7 protein-coding genes and 1 pseudogene are annotated in these 15,763 nt (G+C 72.9%); all 8 read right to left on the minus strand.

Annotation, left to right across the window (positions count from 1 at the left end):
- Positions 1–14 precede the first annotated feature (14 nt).
- A complete protein-coding gene (locus tag ACZ63E_RS00935) occupies positions 15–3,026 on the minus strand; it encodes an ADP-ribosylglycohydrolase family protein (RefSeq protein WP_465333305.1) in 3,012 nt (1,003 codons plus the stop codon).
- 16 nt (positions 3,027–3,042) lie between these two features.
- Positions 3,043–5,286 carry an ADP-ribosylglycohydrolase family protein gene (locus ACZ63E_RS00940; protein ID WP_465333306.1) on the minus strand — a complete coding sequence of 748 codons (2,244 nt, stop codon included), beginning with the start codon at positions 5,284–5,286 and terminating at the stop codon, positions 3,043–3,045.
- On the minus strand, positions 5,287–6,702 hold the full coding sequence (locus ACZ63E_RS00945; RefSeq protein WP_465333307.1) for a glycohydrolase toxin TNT-related protein: 1,416 nt from the start codon (positions 6,700–6,702) through the stop codon (positions 5,287–5,289).
- Positions 6,699–7,136, minus strand: a complete 438-nt coding sequence (locus ACZ63E_RS00950; RefSeq protein ID WP_465333309.1) for a hypothetical protein — start codon at positions 7,134–7,136, stop codon at positions 6,699–6,701. The genes ACZ63E_RS00945 and ACZ63E_RS00950 overlap by 4 nt, the downstream gene beginning before the upstream one ends.
- Positions 7,133–11,653: a toxin glutamine deamidase domain-containing protein gene (locus tag ACZ63E_RS00955; protein ID WP_465334329.1), complete on the minus strand. Its 4,521-nt coding sequence runs from the start codon at positions 11,651–11,653 to the stop codon at positions 7,133–7,135. The genes ACZ63E_RS00950 and ACZ63E_RS00955 overlap by 4 nt, the downstream gene beginning before the upstream one ends.
- Positions 11,654–14,446: 2,793 nt before the next feature.
- A pseudogene (locus ACZ63E_RS00960) lies at positions 14,447–14,878 on the minus strand (WXG100 family type VII secretion target); the annotation flags it as partial.
- Between the two features lie 9 nt (positions 14,879–14,887).
- The gene (locus ACZ63E_RS00965) at positions 14,888–15,211 is read right to left on the minus strand and encodes a WXG100 family type VII secretion target (protein ID WP_465333311.1); all 324 of its coding nucleotides are present in this window, start codon (positions 15,209–15,211) and stop codon (positions 14,888–14,890) included.
- Positions 15,211–15,750, minus strand: a complete 540-nt coding sequence (locus ACZ63E_RS00970; protein ID WP_465333312.1) for a YbaB/EbfC family nucleoid-associated protein — start codon at positions 15,748–15,750, stop codon at positions 15,211–15,213. Before ACZ63E_RS00970 ends, ACZ63E_RS00965 begins: the two co-directional genes overlap by 1 nt.
- Between the last annotated feature and the right edge of the window lie 13 nt (positions 15,751–15,763).

The raw sequence follows: 15,763 nt of genomic DNA on the forward strand, positions 1-15,763 counted from the left end.
GTGACCCCAGAAACCTAGTCGACCGGGTACCGAGCGAACCACCGGTCATCACCCGGCGCATCCGGGCCGAACTCGGTGAGCGCGTCGTCCGCCAGGCCGACGATGACATCGCGGAGCTCCAGCTGTTCGAGCCAGCCGGCCCGCAGGGCTTCCTCGCCGTACATCGCGCCGACGAGGTTGCCGCAGACCGAGCCGGTCGAGTCGCTGTCCCCGCTGTGGTTGACCGCCGCGAGCAACGCCGTGTCGGCGTCCGTGGTGGTCAGCGCGACGTACACGGACATCGACAACGCCGTCTCGCCGACGTTGCCCTGGCCGAGTGACTCGAGCTTCTCCGGTGTCGGCGGCCCTTGCTCCGCCAGCGCCAGAGCCGCGTCGAGCGCCGCGCTCTGCTCTTCGTGCCCCGGGTGCTTCACGAGCTCGTCGCGCGCGGCCGCGAGGGCGTCGAGCAGCGGTTTCCCGTGCAGCAGCCCGTGGACGAGCACCGCGAAACAGCCCGAGGACAAATACCCGCTCGGGTGACCGTGGGTCAGCGCGGCGCTTTCGGCGCCCAGCCGGAACACCTCGGCGAGGTCGTCGGACCACAGCGCGACCGGGGCCGCGCGCATCACGCCGCCGCAGCCCTTCGAGTTGTTCACCGGACGTTCGATGGTGCCCCGGACGCCCGAGCGGCCGTACGCCTCCAGCTCGCCGAAGCAGGTCAGGCCAGGCGCGCGGCGGCTGAACAGGTCCTGGTGGGTGACCAGCCAGCCGTCCGGCGCTTCGACGTCCGACTGCGGCCCGCGCGCCCGGTCCCACGCGACACCCTGCGTGTGCAGCCAGCGCTGGTAGGCCAGCTGCAGCGAGTGCACGACGTCGGCCGAACCGGTCCGCCGCCGCTGCGCGTGCGCCCTGATCAGCGCTTCGAGCGTGAAGAGCGTCATCTGCGTGTCGTCGGTGATCCGGCCGACACCGCCGTACGCGGGGATGAAGTCGGTGATGCCGGCCGGGCCCGCGATTTCGCGGATCCGGTCGATCGAGTCGAACTCCGTCTTCGCGCCCAGCGCGTCGCCGATCGCACCGGCCAGCAGGCTGCCCCGGAGGCGTGATCGCAAGCCCGGTCCCTTCGGTTTCGGGGTGAACCGGCCGCTCGGGTACCGGCGCTCCCAGCGTGCGTGCTCCGCGGTCTCCGTCTGGAGGCCGTTGCGGTTGAAGTACCAGAAAACGTCGCTTGCGACGTCGTCGAGCAGGCCGAGGTCGGGCAGCGCCGCGACCCACGCGGCGGGCAGGCCCGGCACGCCGAGCCGTGCGCCGACGAGCGCTCCGGCGACCGCGCCCGCGACCGAGCCGGACCGCGCGGCGAGCGTGATCGCCGCGTGCGGGTCGTAACCGCGCTTGGCCGCGGCGAACAACGCCCGGCCGAGCACCGACCGCACGCTCTCGCCGTCACCGATGCTTTCCAGCTGCTCGACGTCGTCGGCTTCGCGGTCTTCGCGCAGCTCCAGCGCGGACGTCGCGAGCTCCCCGCCGATCTCCTGCAGCCTCAGGTGCACCGGCAGCGCGAACGCGTCCCGGGTCAGCACGGTCTGGAACAGCGCCACCAGCAGCTCGACGCCTTCGGCGTCGACGCCTTCGGCGTCACCGCCGGTCAGTGCACGGGCGACGTCCTTCGCGTACTGCTCGCCGTCGACGTTCGCGAGGGCGACCGCACTCGCCGGCGTCGCGGCCAGTGCCGTGGCCAGCAGCGCTGAGGCGCCGGTCGGCGCGGGGCCCGCGTGCCGGGTCGCGACGGCGAGCCAGCCGTCCGGGTCCGGCTCGGGCAGCGGCGGCACCACGCCGTCCGGGACCGGCGGCAGGCCGCGCAGCACGACGTCGGTGTGGAACAGCAGGTGCCGCGTCAGCCCGCCCAGCGGCAGCGGCCCGGCGGGGTCGGGGCCGCCACCCAGCGCGTCACCGATCGCGAAGCCGACGTACGCGCCGACGATCCGGTGCCACGCGAAGCGCGCGGCGAGGGTGCCGTAGGCGGAGAACTTCCCGAACGTCCACGGCACCGGGCGCGGGCGCGCGTCTTCGTCCACGTGCGCGATCAGGCCGTCGGCGCCCAGGTCGGCGGGCCATTCCGGCTCCTGGCCGGCCCGGCGCCGGACCCCGTTGCGGTACTGCCAGGCGAACCCGCGCAGGTACCGGACGCACTCCTCCGGGGTCAGCTCGAAGTGGTAGTCGCGAGCGTGGTCGGCCGCGTACCGCAGGTGCCGTTCCAGCAGGTCGGGCGGCTCGACGCCGAACTCGGCGACCAGCGCGGGCAGCGCCTCGGCGACCTCCGGGCCGGCTTCGGGCGCGGGCTCGTCGACCTTCGGGTGTGGCTCGCCGTCCCCGAGGTCGGCCAGCTCGGCCGCGGCGAGGCTGCGGACCAGCCCGGTGCCCGGGTCGAGCGTCAGCCCGGTCCCCGGCCGGTCGCGCAGCAGCTCGCGGACGCCGATCCGCCACCGGCGCGGGTAGCGCCCGGGAACTTTCGCCGACGAGCTGTAGGCGATGACCTCGTGGCTGCTCGTGCCGGGAACCGGCCGGACCAGGGGCTCGCCGTCCGGGGTCGGCACGAGGACTTCGCAGTCCAGGAGCGCGCGCACGAAGTCGGCGCGGCTGATCCAGTTCGCGCCCAGGTAGTTGAGGAGCTTCTCGACGTCGGTCACCGGCACCGGGAAGCCCCGCCAGACCGGCCCCGGCGTGTACTGCCCGCCGGTCCGGATCGCGCGCACCGGGACGTCCAGCCGCGGGAACGCCTTCTCGTCGAACTCCGGGTCGACGTCCGGCCGCGGGCCGGCCATCGCGGCCAGGTCGAGCGTGATCTCGCCGCCGTCGTCCGGCACGACGGCCACCGGGCTGGGGAACAGCCCCGAGCCGACGTCGGTGCCGTCGAGGTAACCGGCCGTGTTGACCGTGAAGCTCCAGCCGTCCGGACGGCGCGCGGTGTGCCGGATCCGCAGCCGGTCGCCGTCGGGCCGGGTGCGGAACCACTCCCGCACCCGCGCGACGGCTTCCTCTTCTGTCATTCTCCCCATCCTCGGGCTAATGCCGCGGGTACCGCTCGATCCACTGGTCACCCAGCGCGCTCAACGCCGAATGCCGGTCGAAGTGCCAGTAGGCGTCCGAAGCGACGTTCTCCACCAAGTGCCGCAGCTCCAGCTGGTCGACCCACTTCTGCGGCAGCCCGGGGATGCCGGTGCGCGCGCCGAGCAGGGCCCCGGCCAGCGCGCCGGTGAGCGCGCTGCGGCCGGAGTGGTTGACGGCGCGAAGCAGCGCCTGCTCCGGGTAGTTCTCGAAGCCGGACAGCGCGGCGAAAGCGCGTCCGAGGACCGAGAGCGTCGTCTTGCCGTCGCCGATCAGCTCGGGCATCCGCAGGTCGGGCAGCCCGTGCTCGCCGAAGAACGGCACGGACTCGGCGACCATGTCCTTGATCGCCGTCCACTCCGGGCCCTGCTGGTACTGGTTGTCCGGGTTGAGCACCTCGCGGCTGAGGTTCCAGATCGGGAAGCTGAACGCCTCCTTGGTCAGCGCGTGCTCGAACAGCCAGGTCAGGTAGGTCGTGGCGGCCAGGTCCGCCTCGCCGGGGTGGGTGACGCCGGCGAGGTCGCGCGCGGCCTGGCGCGCGCCGCCGCTGAAGCCGCTGCCGGGACCGGCCATGGTCAGCGCGGCGGGCAGCGCCGGGATCAGCGCGGCCGGGCCGGCCATCGTCACCGCGCCCGCGGCGCCGGTCGCGAGCTGGTGGTAGGCGTTCAGCTCGGCATCGTCGGCGTCCCGCCGGGCGTGCAGGTCGGTGACCTGCACCAACCAGCCGTCCGGGTCGTCCAGCGGTGCGCCCTGGGTGCGCAGCCAGCGCTGCAGCGACCCGCGGACGACGTCGGGGAAGAGCTGCTCGGCTTCGCGCGACTCCGGCTGTTCGCGGTGCGGGCTGCGGATGACGGCCTCGGTGTAGAACAGCAGCCGCTGCGTCAGCGAGCCGATCCGGCCCGGCTGGTCGAACGCCGGGATCAGGTCGGTGACACCCTCGATGCCCCACTTCGCGTGGATGTCGTGGAGCGGCATCCGGTCGACCGCGGCGCCGAGCGCTTCGCCGAGGGCGAAGCCGACGTACGCGCCCGTGACGCGCTGCCAGCCGTAGCGGAACCCGTCGAGGTCCCGCTCGAAGTACTTGCCGAACGTGTCGAGGCGCGGCACCGCGCGCCCGGCGTTGTCGTACGTCGGCGCGAGGCCGTTCGCGCGCAGGTCGTTGGGCTTGCTGCGCGGCGGCTCCGGCATGTCCATCCGCTTGAGCCAGGACTCGCCGAGCACGGTCTTCGCGCACTCCTCGGCGGTCAGCTCGTAGCCGCGCCGCCGGGCCTTCTCGGCCGCCAGCAGCGGTGGCCTCACCGGGTCCGGCAGCCCCATCCGCGACGCGGTGTCGGCGGCGACGCGGATCAGGTCCTCCTCGGCCTCCGGGCAGCGGCCGTGCACGTCGATGCGCGGCTCGTGCCGCGGGAACCGCTTGACGATCTCGGCGAGCTCACCGCTGGAGACGTCCTCGATGGTCGTCGGGCCGCCGTTGATCACCAGGTTCGGCGGGTGCTCGAACTCGGCCAGCGTCGCGACGTCGACCTTCCACCAGCCGTGCTCGCGTGAGGGCAGGTGCCGGGTCGAGCTGAACACCTTGAGCTCGTTGCGCTCCTCGGCGAAGTAGAACCGGTCGGTCTTGCCGGTCTCCAGGTCGAGCGGGATGAACACCTCGCACCGGATCAGCCCGATGAGCAGCAGCTCCCGCGTCAGCCAGCCGACGCTGGCGAACGACAGCAGCGTCTCGAGCGTGTTCTCGGGCTTCGGGTAACCGCGGCGGATCGGCCCGGCCTTGTACTCGGGGTTCTCGCGTTCTTCGCCGGTCTGGTTGCCCTCGGCGTCGACCTTCACCCAGCCCGCGACGGCCTGCAGCGGCACGCCCAGCTCACCGAGCCCGGCCTTCACGTACTCGGGGTCGACGACCTCGCGCCAGTTCTCCTGGCCGGGGAACGCCACCGGCACCGACAGGCCGCCGGGGTGCGGGTGCGCCTGCCGCAGCTCACCGTCCGGCTCGCGGACGACGACCGACGGCGGCGGGAAGATCTCCTTCTCCGGCCGTCCCTCGTCGAGGAACGCGATGGTGTTGTAGGGCACCGACCAGCCCTCGGGAATGCGCAGCACCTTCTCGGTGTCCACCCGGAGCCCGGCGGGACCGGAGACGTCCGGACCGTGCACCGCGCGCAGCCACTGGCCGACCTTGGCAATCGCTTCCGCCGCTTCCACCTACTCGATCCTCTCCAGGCTTCCGTCGGACTCGTGCTCGGCGATCGTCTTCGGCAGCACGAAGGCCACCGCACCACCGGGCAGGTTCGCCCACGGGACCGTGATGCCGGTGATCACGTGCAGCGGGCGTCTCAGCCGGTAGCTCCGCCGCTCCCGCTCGCGTTCCAGCGGCAGCGACGTCGTGGCGAACCGTACCTCCCCGTGGTGGACGAGGTTGCCGGGTTCCTCGCCGAAGCGCAGGACGACCGTACCCGCCACCAGCCGGGTGATGCGCTTGTTGCGGAGCAGGGTGAGGGGAGGCTCACCCGGCGCCGGGTGGACCGGCCAGTCGTCGAGCTCCTTGGCGGTTTCCAAGGGTGTTTCGTGGCCGGCGGTCATCCGGGCGGGGTGCAGCAGCAACGCGCCGAGCAGCTGCTGGGCGGCGTCTTCGAGGCGCTCGAAGTACTTCGGCTCGCGAGGCTTCCCGCCGATGTGGGCGGCGACCTCCCAGCCGTCGGGTGTGAAGTTGAGGCACCAGGTGCCGTCCGCGCGGTCGCCGACGCGGTAGGCCTCCGGCCAGACGCCGTGCTCACCGAGCCGCTGGACCAGGACGATCAGCAGCTCCTCGTCGCCGAGCCGCGGGTCCGGGGTGGTCTCCAGCTCCGCGACGACGTCACCGCTCGTCTTCTTGACGTCGGCGCGGCTCGGCTTCGGCCGCGGCTGACCCAGCAGGTCGGCCTCGGCGGTCCGCCGGACCAGCGGCTCGACGTACGGCGGCTGGAAGTGGTGCCGGCGGATGTGCGCGACGAGGTCCGGGTCGGGCGGGATGCCCTGCTCGGCCAGCTGGTCGGCCACTGTCGACGGCCAGATCCAGGCGCCGTCGGTGTGGAAGCGCTCGTCGCCGTCTTCGTGCACGACGGCCTCGCGCTCGAGGTACTGCAGCACCAGCGGCGCCTCGGTGTCGGTCAGCGGCGGCCGCTCGACGTCCGGGCCGCCGGGCTCGGCGTGCCGGAACACCACCCCGAGCGGCAGCTGCGCGCGCAGCCGCCACCAGTCCGGGACGTGCTCCTCGGCGCGCGGGAACTCGGCGAGCTCCGCCGGGTAGGCGGCCGACGGCGGCGAGTCCGTCCACACCGGATCGTCGTCGAGCGCGAAGTCGAAGTCGAAGGTGCCGTCCGGGGTGAGCGTGAACCGCGCCTGCAGCCAGGTGCCGCGGCCCTCGGCGTACATCCCCTTGCGCAGCTCGGTGAACAGCTCGGCGATCGCGGCGGACGTCGTCGCGTTGTGGCCGTCGAGCTCGCTGTGCCCGCCGACCTGCCGGAAGTCGACGGCGGCGGGCCCGGTCGGGTCGGCCCGGTGCTCGCGGACGAGCTTTCCCAGCTGCACCAGGAGGGTGCGCTGCTCTTCGGGCGAAAGTCGTTGTTCCACGTGAATCATCGCGCCCACGTCGAGGTGTAGCTGAAGGTCGGGGCTTCGCCGGCGTCGCGGCGGGCGAACTCGTCCTCCCACATCTTGAAGGTCCGCCGGTACAGCGAAACCTTGAGCGCGGCCTCCTCGCGGCTCAGCGGCCGGCCCTCTTCCCGGGCCACCGAGTGCAGCGCGGAGATCGTGTCGTAGAGCGCGAAGAGCGCTCCGCCGCCGCGCAGGTATTCGCGGCGCAGGTCCTCGGTCCGGACGACGAACTGCTGCTCGGTCAGCGGGCCGATGTCGCCCTCGCGCGCGAACAGGACGTCGTCGATCTTGAGGTTGTCCTCGACGAACCGCCCGGTCCGCCAGTCCAGGATGTGCCCGGTCAGCTCGCCGTCCGCCGTGGTGTCCAGCCGGTACGGGCTGTCGTGGTGCCGGAAGTACGCCGGCGTCTCGATCGTCATGACTCCGGCCTCTTGTTCAGCGCTTCCCAGAACTTCTCCCGCTCCCGCTTCAGCAGGGCGTTGATCAGGGCTTGCTCCTCGGGGGTGTACGGCCTGGCCCGCTTCTTGTGCGTCACCGGGTCCGGGCCGGGACCCTCGTCGACGGCGCGTGCCTTGATGTCCCGGCGCACCTCGTAGAGCGAGTGGTCGTAGGCCGACACCGCGTCGACGGCCTTGAGATGCAGCCGGAACTCGGCGACGTGCCCGTCGATCCGGACCTTCATCTGCAGGTCGCTGTACCCGGCGGGCTGGGGTTTCACGAACCGGTCCTCGAACTCGACGATCTCGATGTCGTCGCGCGCCCGGATCTTCTCCAGCGCGGCGTAGAGCATCTCGATCTTCTCGAACCGGACGATGCCGCCGGCGATGTCGGTCAGCCGGGACGGGTCACCGCCGTAGTTCGACTCGATCTTGTCCTCGGCCCGGCCGCGGCCCTTGAGCGTCTTGCGCAGGTCCGGCTCACCTTCGGTCTCGGCGGCGATGTCCGGCACGACCTCGCGCAGCTTCTGCATCGCGACCTCGGCACGCGTGTAGACGTGGTCGAGGTACCGCTCGAACTCCGCCCGGTTGCCCAGGTGCTCCGCCGGGTAGTGCGGCTGACGGCGGTCGGCGTCCTCGTACCGGTCGTTGTCCGCGGTCGCCTCCGCGGAGAGCCGCAGCTCGGTTTCACCCAGGTCCAGGCGCTGGGGCTCGTCCGGGATCGCCTCCGGCATGGTGCCGTGCTCCCGCTGCGCCTCGACGTCGTGCAGGGAGTCCTGGAAGATCCGCACGGCCTCGTCGTGCGCGAGCAGGTTGCCCAGCGCGAGCGGCCGCTTCGCCAGCGAGTCCGCGATGTAGGCGTTGGCCTCGTCGCCGAGCAGCCGGACCAGTTCGGGATGCCGCGGCAGCTGGGCCTCGAGGTAGTCCCGCAGCGGGCCGAGGTTGTGGGCGTGGCCGAGCGCGTCCTTCGCCTCGACACGCGCGTCCGCCAGATCCGGGTGGGCCAGCGCGGCCTGCAGGTCTTCACGGCCGAGGAAGCCCGCGTCCGGTTCGGTCATGCCGTAACCGCCGTGCGTCCCGCCGGTCTCCGCGTGCTCGGTCCGGACGTGCTCGGTGTCCGGCGTCCCGACGTGCAGCAGCCGGATGTCCTTCGGCGGGTGCGGCAGGCGCATGAGGTCACCGGACTGCGGGTCGATGAACGCGACGCCGTCCCGGGTGTGCACGACCATCGCGACGTGCCCGTGCTCGACACCGTCCGGGCCGTCGTACTTCACCGCGACGGCGGCGTGGTGGTCGACCGGCCGCTCGCGCATCTCGCGGATGACGTCGTCGTAGCTCGCGCGGCCGGAGAACGTCTCACCGAACCGGCTCTCGATGTGCTCGAGCGTGCCGCGGCTGCCCATCTCGTGGAGCAGGACGGGCTCGGCCGTCATGTCCCCGCCGTGCAGCCGGTCCCAGTACGCCTCGGGGGCGCGGGTGCAGTTCGAGACGAAGCCGTTCTCGAGCGCACCCGGCTCACGGAAGCCCGGGTTGACGTCGCGCAGGTGCGGGTGGCGGTCCTGAACGTAGGCCGCGCGCTCCTCCGGCGTCGCCGCGCCGGCGTGGATGGCCGGTTCGGCGGGCGGGTTCGTCGCGCGGGCCAGGCCCGAGTAGTCCGGCGCCGGCTCCGGCACGGGCGGCGGCTCGGCCGGGCCGTCGAGGACGTCGCTGACGGACTTCGGCTCCGGCTGCGGGTGCTCGCCGAGCCCGCCGAGGCGCTCGGCGATCGACTCCTGCTTGCGGCGCTCGAACTCCGCCGCGTTGTGGTCGTTCTCGGCGCGCCGCTCGGCCATCTTGCGCTGCGCGGCCTCGGGGTCGAGGTACCGCGGGTGGCCGGGGCCGATCTCCTCGGCCTCGATGATCCACTTGCGGCGGCCCTCGGGGGTGATCACCAGCCGCTTGTCGTGCACCAGCAGCTGGGTTCCGGGCGGCGACAGCGACTCGCGCTCGCCGGGGTTCTCGGCGAGCTTCGAGATGTCGCGGAGGTTGTCCGAGCGGACGTGCAGCTCGACGTCGTCGCCGAACTTCGTCGTCGAGAGCTCGCCGGTCTTGATCGAGGCGCTGGAGAACGCGGGCTCGACGACGACCTCGCCCTGGCGGTAGGGCCCGGCGACGAGCTCGGCCAGCCGCGGATCCCCGCCGACGTCGTACCCGCGGACGGTCTTCCCGGACGTCCGCGGAACCTGGTTGAGGCCGTCGGTGATGGCGCGGGTGTTCTCCTGCGCGAGGTCGAAGCCGGGGTGGCCCGGGCCGCGGCGCAGGGCCTCGTTGACGTCGTAGGCGTACTCGCCGCGGGTGTAACCGTGGATCGCGACGGCGCCTTCGTCGGTCAGGTGCAGGCCCGCGGCGTCGCGGCGGGCGAGCGCGCGGTCGTGGATCTGCTGGTAGATGTCACCGTCACCGACCGCCCGGCGGATGCTCTCGTGCTCGGCCGGGGTGGCGCGGTGCGCGTCGTCGAAGAGGTAACCCTCGTCGTGCCGGACGTGCTCGGGCGCCGGGTTGAGCCGGTCGGTGATGGCCGGCGTGGTGTCCCCGCCGAGGGGCAGCTCGTGGATGTGGGTGGCGTCGGGCGGCAGCTCGGCGAGCCGCCCGGTGACGGGATCGGCAAAAACGACCCCGTGCTCGGTGTGGACGCCGGCGACCAGCTGCGTCTCGCCGTTCCCGTGCTCGAAGGCGACGGCCGAGCGCGCACCGATCGGACGTTCACCCAGGTCGTGAGCGACGTCGGCGAGGCTGTCCCGGCTGTGCCACCGCCCACCGAGCTGCTCGCTGACGCTCCGCCCGGTCGAGGGAGCGGCGCTGACGTCCTCCCCGTTCATCCGCCGCTCGAAGGCGACCATCGACTCGGCGGCGCTGGTGCGGAAGCCGTTCTCGAGAGCGCCGGGGCCGTAGTGGTTGCGGGTGTTGACGGCGCCCAGTTCGGGAACGGCGTCCCGGACGAGGCGAGCGTGCTGCTGCGACGTCTCGACGGACCCGGCGTGCAGCACCGGCGTCCCGCCGGGCGCGAGCGGCTCGGCGAGCTGGGACCAGCCCCCCGCGGGCTCCCCGGTGGCCGGCGCGGGCCGCTCGGGAGGCAGGGAATCGGGGTCGGCGCCGAGGAGTTTCGCCATGTCCCCGGTCGGCTTGAGGTGGGGATGCTCGGCGTAGAACTGATCGAGCTCGGCGTCGGCCTCACGCTGGAAGCGTTCCTCGTCGGCCCGCTCCTGAGCCCGCCGATCCTCGATGGCCTGGCGCGCATCGGCCTCACCGAGGTGCCGCGGATCCCCGGGAGCGATCTCCTCGGCATGCACGATCCACTTCGGCTCGCCGGGCTTGCGGTTCGGGTTGTCGGGATGCCCCGGCCCCTTCTCGACACCGGTGATCTCGAACTGCGACCCGGCCTTGAAGAGGACTTCGCGCTCATGCCCGATGCTGGCCATGGACTCGACGTCCCGGCCGGTCTTGGACTGGATCCGCATCTCGACCTCACCGGCGAAGGTGCTGCGCGGATGCTCCGCGTCGACCTTCGACGAGCTGAGGAACGACGGTTCGGTGATGTGCGCGTCCTGGTGGAAACGCCCGAGGAAGGCCTGCAGCCGAGCAGGGTCCCCATGGAAGTCGATCCGCCGCGAGACGACCCCGACATGCGGCGGCAGCTCGTTGAGCCCGGAAACAAGCGCCCCGGCCTGCGGAGCGAGCTCACGGAGCTCAGGCCCCCCGAACCGCAGAGCGTGGTTGAGCGGCCCGACCATCTCCTGGCGCGTGTAGGCGTGGACGGCGAAGGCGCCGTCGTCGGACATGCCGGGATGGAAGTCGTCGCGCTTGGCGAGCGCCTCACGCCGGACCTGCTCGTGGCGCCATTCGCCGGTCTCCCGGCTCTGGCGCCCGGAGTCCATGAAGGTGTCCTCGATCCGCCGAGCCCCGGCGGGATCGTCGGTGCGGAAGTGCTCGTCGGTGAGGTAGGGCTCGTGAGGCGCGTCGTGCTCGGACTGCCCGTAGTCGGCCGGGTGTTCGGGTGCCTGGGCATCGGGGTGGTCGGAGCTGAGCGGCTCGTCGGATCCCTGGTCCCCGGACGTCGGCTCGGCAGCCTGCTCGGCCGCAGGCGTTTGCTCGGCGGGCTGCTCATCGCCTGGCGCCTGTTCGCGCGGCTTTTCGTCTGCAGGCGTCGGCCCGGCGGGCTGCTCATGCGTCGGCTGTTGCCCGTTCGCGGGCGCTGGTTCGTCAGGCCGCTGGTGCTCGGCCGCGGGCACTGACTCGCCTCGCACCGAGCCGTCCCCGCGCACCGGCGCCGGCTGTCCGTCTCCGAGCGAGCCCGGTTCGGCCGCGGGCTGCGAACCAGCAGGGTGTTCGCGCGGCACCGCTTGCTCGCCCGTCCGCCCCACCACGGACGGCTCCTGCCCCGACGCGCGCTCGACCGAAGGCGAGCCCGGCTCCGCCGGGTGCTCGCCGACGGGCCCGTGCTCGACTGGCCCTTCCTGCATCGGGGCATGCCCGGCCGCGGCCTGTTCCACTGGGTGCTCGCCGACGGGCCCGTGCTCGACTGGCCCTTCCTGCATCGGGGCATGCCCGGCCGCGCCCTGTGCCGCCGGACGTTCCGGTGCCGACCGCTCGGCGGCTGGCGGTTGCGCGTGCTCGCCCGCAGGCTCCTGCACTGGGCGCTCGGCAGCCGGGCGTTGCTCCGTCGTCGGCCGGTCTTGCGGCGGGGCAAGCTCGGCCGCGGGCCGCTGCTCGGCGACCGGCCGTTCCACAGGCGGCTGCTCGAACGGTCGCTGCACCGCCGGCTGTTCCGGCGCACGCTCCACCGGCCGCGGCTGGTCGAAGGGCCGGCCCGGCAGGTTCTCCTGCGGCGGCCCGAACCGCGGCGGCGGCACCTGCGGCGGCCCACCCGGCCAAGACGGCCCCACCCGCGGATCATGCGCCGGCCGTCCCCCGGGCGGAGGCGGCATCGGCGGCCGCCCACCGGGACCCTGGGGTCCACGCGGCTGACTCGGATACCCAGCCGGCCGCTGCCCACCAGGCATCGGAGGCCGAGGCCCACCTTGCGGCGGCCCCGACGGCATCCGCCGCGGATCATGCGGAGCCATCCCACCCTGCGGCGGCGGTCCCCGATGCCCCATCGGCGGTGGCCCACCTTGCGGCGCCGGCGGCTGTCCGCCGGGCCGTTGCTCACCCGGCCGAGTCGGCGGGTGCCCAGCTTGCGGTGCCGGGGGTTGTCCGCCGGGTCGTTGTTCGCCTGGTCGGGTAGGCGGTTGCCCGGCCTGCGGTGCTGACTGTTGCCCTCCGTGCCCCTGTCCGCCCGGCGGTTGCCCACCCGGCCGCTGTTCGCCGGGCCGAGTCGGCGGTTGTCCGGCCTGCGGTGGTTGCGCTCCGGGTCGGTGCTCGCCTGGTCGGGCCGGTGGTTGCCCACCTTGCGGCGCCGGCGGTTGCCCAGCGGGCCGCGACGGCGGTCCGCCAAGTGCCGTCGCAGGCTGGCCGCCGGGGTGCACGGGACCGCCGCCCGCCATTGGCTGGCCGCCCGGTCGCGGGGGGAACTGTCCGCCCTGGGGTGCCGGTGGCTGGCCGCCTGGGCGTCGGGGCGGCTGGCCGTTCTGCGGTGACGGGGGCTGACCGTTCGGATGCACCGGAGTTTGCCCACCATTCGCGGCGGGCCGATGCTCGCCCGGCCGCGCGAACGGCGGCCGTCCGGCCTGCGGCTGCGCGCCGCCGCTTGCTGGGGGCATGCGGCGCGGGTCGTGCGGGGGCTGGCCGCTGCGTGGGGGCATGGGCTGCTGGGGTGAGCGCGGACCCGCGCCGCCGCCCGTGCTCGGCATTCCGGCAGAAGGAGGCGGCGGTGGTGTGAATCCGGCCGGCGGTGGGGTCTGCGGTGTCGACGGACCGTTCTGGAACTGGCCCGCCTCCGCCGCGAAGGGCTGGGTTCCGCCGGTGAATCCCGCCGCGCCGACCGTGTCCTGCGGACGGCCACCACTCTGCCGCCCCTGCTCCGGGCCGAACGACGGCGGAGCCATGCCGTAGCCGCCGCTCGGCGAGGAGCTGTGCCCCCCGCTGCTCGGCATTCCGCCGCCCGTCGGCTCGCTCGGCTCGACGCGGGGCGCTTGTGCGACAGCTTGCTGCTCAGAGCTCGGCCGTGGCGCAGGCGGCTGGTCTGCCGCGGGCCGAGCGTCGACGGATTGGCGTTCCGGACCCTGCGGCTCAGTCGTGTGCTGAGGGCTAGGCGGTTCCGGAGCCGGCGGCTGGTCCGCCGCGTGCCGCGCCTCGACGGATTCGCGTTCCGGAGCCTGGTCCGCCCTGGACGATTCCGGGGTCGGCTGGTCCGTCGCCCGTGACTCGGCGGACTGCTGCTCCGCGCGCTCGGGTTCCCGCCGGACCTCCGGCTCGGAGTCCGCCGAAGAATGACGCGGCTCTTCACCGCGTGACTCGGGTTCCGACGCAGTCCGCGACTCCGGCTCCGAAGACTGCCGCGACTCCGGTTCCGACGACGGCTCCCGCCGCGACTCGGGCTCCGACGACGCCCCCGACTCCTCGCCCGAACCCCGCCGCGACTCCCCAGAGTCCCGCGAGTCCCCCGAGCCGGAGTCCGAACCCCGCCCGGCCTCCCCGGAGTCCGCCGAACCAGAGCGAGAGCCCGAGTCGCCGGAGTCCGCCGAGCCAGAGCGAGAACTCGAGTCGCCGGAATCCCCCGAACCAGAGTCCGAACCAGAACCCGAGTCCGAACCACCGCCCCCATCCGACCCCGCCCGCGGAATGTTCGCCTCATGGACCGAATGCATCTGCGCCTTGGCGCCATCAACGGCCCCACCGACCGCCCCACTCGAAGCCCCGGTCAACAACTGCTCCGCAGTCAGCGACCCTAAATCCCCGGTAACCGCCGCCTGCCCGACAGTCTGCGCAACCCCCTCGACCGCCCCCCGAGCTCCAGCCCGCATGGCGGCGTCCGCGATCTGACCGCCGGCGCTGTGCGAAAGCCCCTCGGTCGCCCCGCGCCCGATCGCTCCGCTGCCCGCGCCGACCACCCCGCCGACCGCGCCCGAGATCGCCGAGTCCGACGTCTTCGACCAGTCCCAGCTCTGACGATCCCCCTTCGCCATCTGCAGGCCCTGGATCCCCGCGTCCATCCCCAGGTTGATGGCCTCGTTCTTGAGGACCTCCATGCCGATCTTCTTCAGGCCCTGCTTGAGCAGCTTCTCCAGCAGCTCCTTCGCGACCTGCTTGAACCCCTGCTGCGCCAGCTTCTCGAGCAGCTGCCGGAACAGCATCTGCACGGTCATCCGCGTCGCGATCTGGGCGGGCGCGATGCCGGCCGTCGAGCCGCCGAACGTCACCGCCGCCGCCGCGATCATCGCCGCGATCTGGGCGGCCAGCACGATCAGCGAGATGATGATCATGTACTTCGTGTACTCGACGTCCAGTGCCGTCTGGTCGCACGAGTCCCCGAGGGCCTTCGTCGCGTCGGCGAGCTGCTTGAAGTACGCCTCGTCGCCCTCGACGAACTTCTTCCACTGCTCGACGAACGCGTCGGCGCCGTCACCGGTCCAGTTGTCGCGGATGCCGCCGGCCGCCTGGTTGCCCGTTTCCGACGCCGGGGCGATCGCCGACGACGCCGTGTGCCAGGCGTCCCTCAACAAACGCAGCTTGGTTTCGTCGCCCTCGGGCCAGCTTTCCCCTACGACGATCGGCAGCAGCCACTTGACCGCGTCGGGCATCTCCATACCCACGCGTCATTGCCCCTTGCTCAACTGGGACGTCACGTCCTCGTCGGCGCCCGACAGCGCCTTCATCGACTGCGCGACGTTCTGCTGCATCCCCCGCAACCCCTGCACGAGGTTGGTGAACCCTTCGACGGCGCCCTGCGAGCCGGGCACGTAGTCCTTCGCGAACTCCTTGCCGGAGTCGTCGGCGCCCCAGCACTCGCCCTGGGCGGCGAGGGCGCCCTGCAACGTCTTGAGCGCGTTGTCGAGGCCGTCCGCGGCGGTGACCAGGCCGTTCGAGGCGCGCAGCACCGCGTCCGGTTCCGCGGTGAAGCCGGAACCCCCGTCCGGCATCAGTCGCCCCTCGTCATCCACGACGCCGGCGGCTCCTCGTCCTCGTCACGCGGCGGGCGGACGCGCTTGGGCGCGGGCTTCGGGGCGGGCATCGGCGGCGGCGCCTGCTCGTTGCGCATGATCGACCCGCCGTCCTCGAACGACTCCGGCCGCGGCGCCTCGACCGGCTCCTCGACGAACTCCGGGATCGGTGGCACCAGCCCGGCCAGCGACGGCGCGCCCTCGACGAGGTCGGCGAGGTCGGGCAGGCCTTCGGTGATCGGCGCCATCAGGTCCGCGATCTTCTGCTTGACCTGCAGGGTTCCCTGCCGCACCACGGTCTGGACGGTGGTCGCGAGCTGGGAGGGGGTCGTGCGTTCGAACGCGTTCGGCGAGAACTCGAGCTTCGTGAGGTTGGCGCCGGCGTCGATGGTGGCGCGGACCAGGCCGTCGGGGGACGTCACGTGGGCGCTGGTCTCGGCGGCCGCGGCCTGGGCGTCCCGCAGCTGGGCGGTCTGCCGCTCGAAGTTCTCCAGCAGGGTGTCCATCTGGTCCTTCATCGCGGCATTGCGT

Source organism: Amycolatopsis sp. NPDC104819 (genome assembly GCF_055583145.1).

Excerpts from the sequence above, each read along its gene's own strand:
- ACZ63E_RS00955 (WP_465334329.1), bottom strand. The coding sequence starts at position 11,653 with ATGCAGGAAGGGCCAGTCGAGCACGGGCCCGTCGGCGAGCACCCGGCG.
- ACZ63E_RS00945 (WP_465333307.1), bottom strand. The coding sequence starts at position 6,702 with ATGATTCACGTGGAACAACGACTTTCGCCCGAAGAGCAGCGCACCCTC.
- ACZ63E_RS00950 (WP_465333309.1), bottom strand. The coding sequence starts at position 7,136 with ATGACGATCGAGACGCCGGCGTACTTCCGGCACCACGACAGCCCGTAC.
- ACZ63E_RS00970 (WP_465333312.1), bottom strand. The coding sequence starts at position 15,750 with ATGAAGGACCAGATGGACACCCTGCTGGAGAACTTCGAGCGGCAGACC.
- ACZ63E_RS00935 (WP_465333305.1), bottom strand. The coding sequence starts at position 3,026 with ATGACAGAAGAGGAAGCCGTCGCGCGGGTGCGGGAGTGGTTCCGCACC.
- ACZ63E_RS00965 (WP_465333311.1), bottom strand. The coding sequence starts at position 15,211 with ATGCCGGACGGGGGTTCCGGCTTCACCGCGGAACCGGACGCGGTGCTG.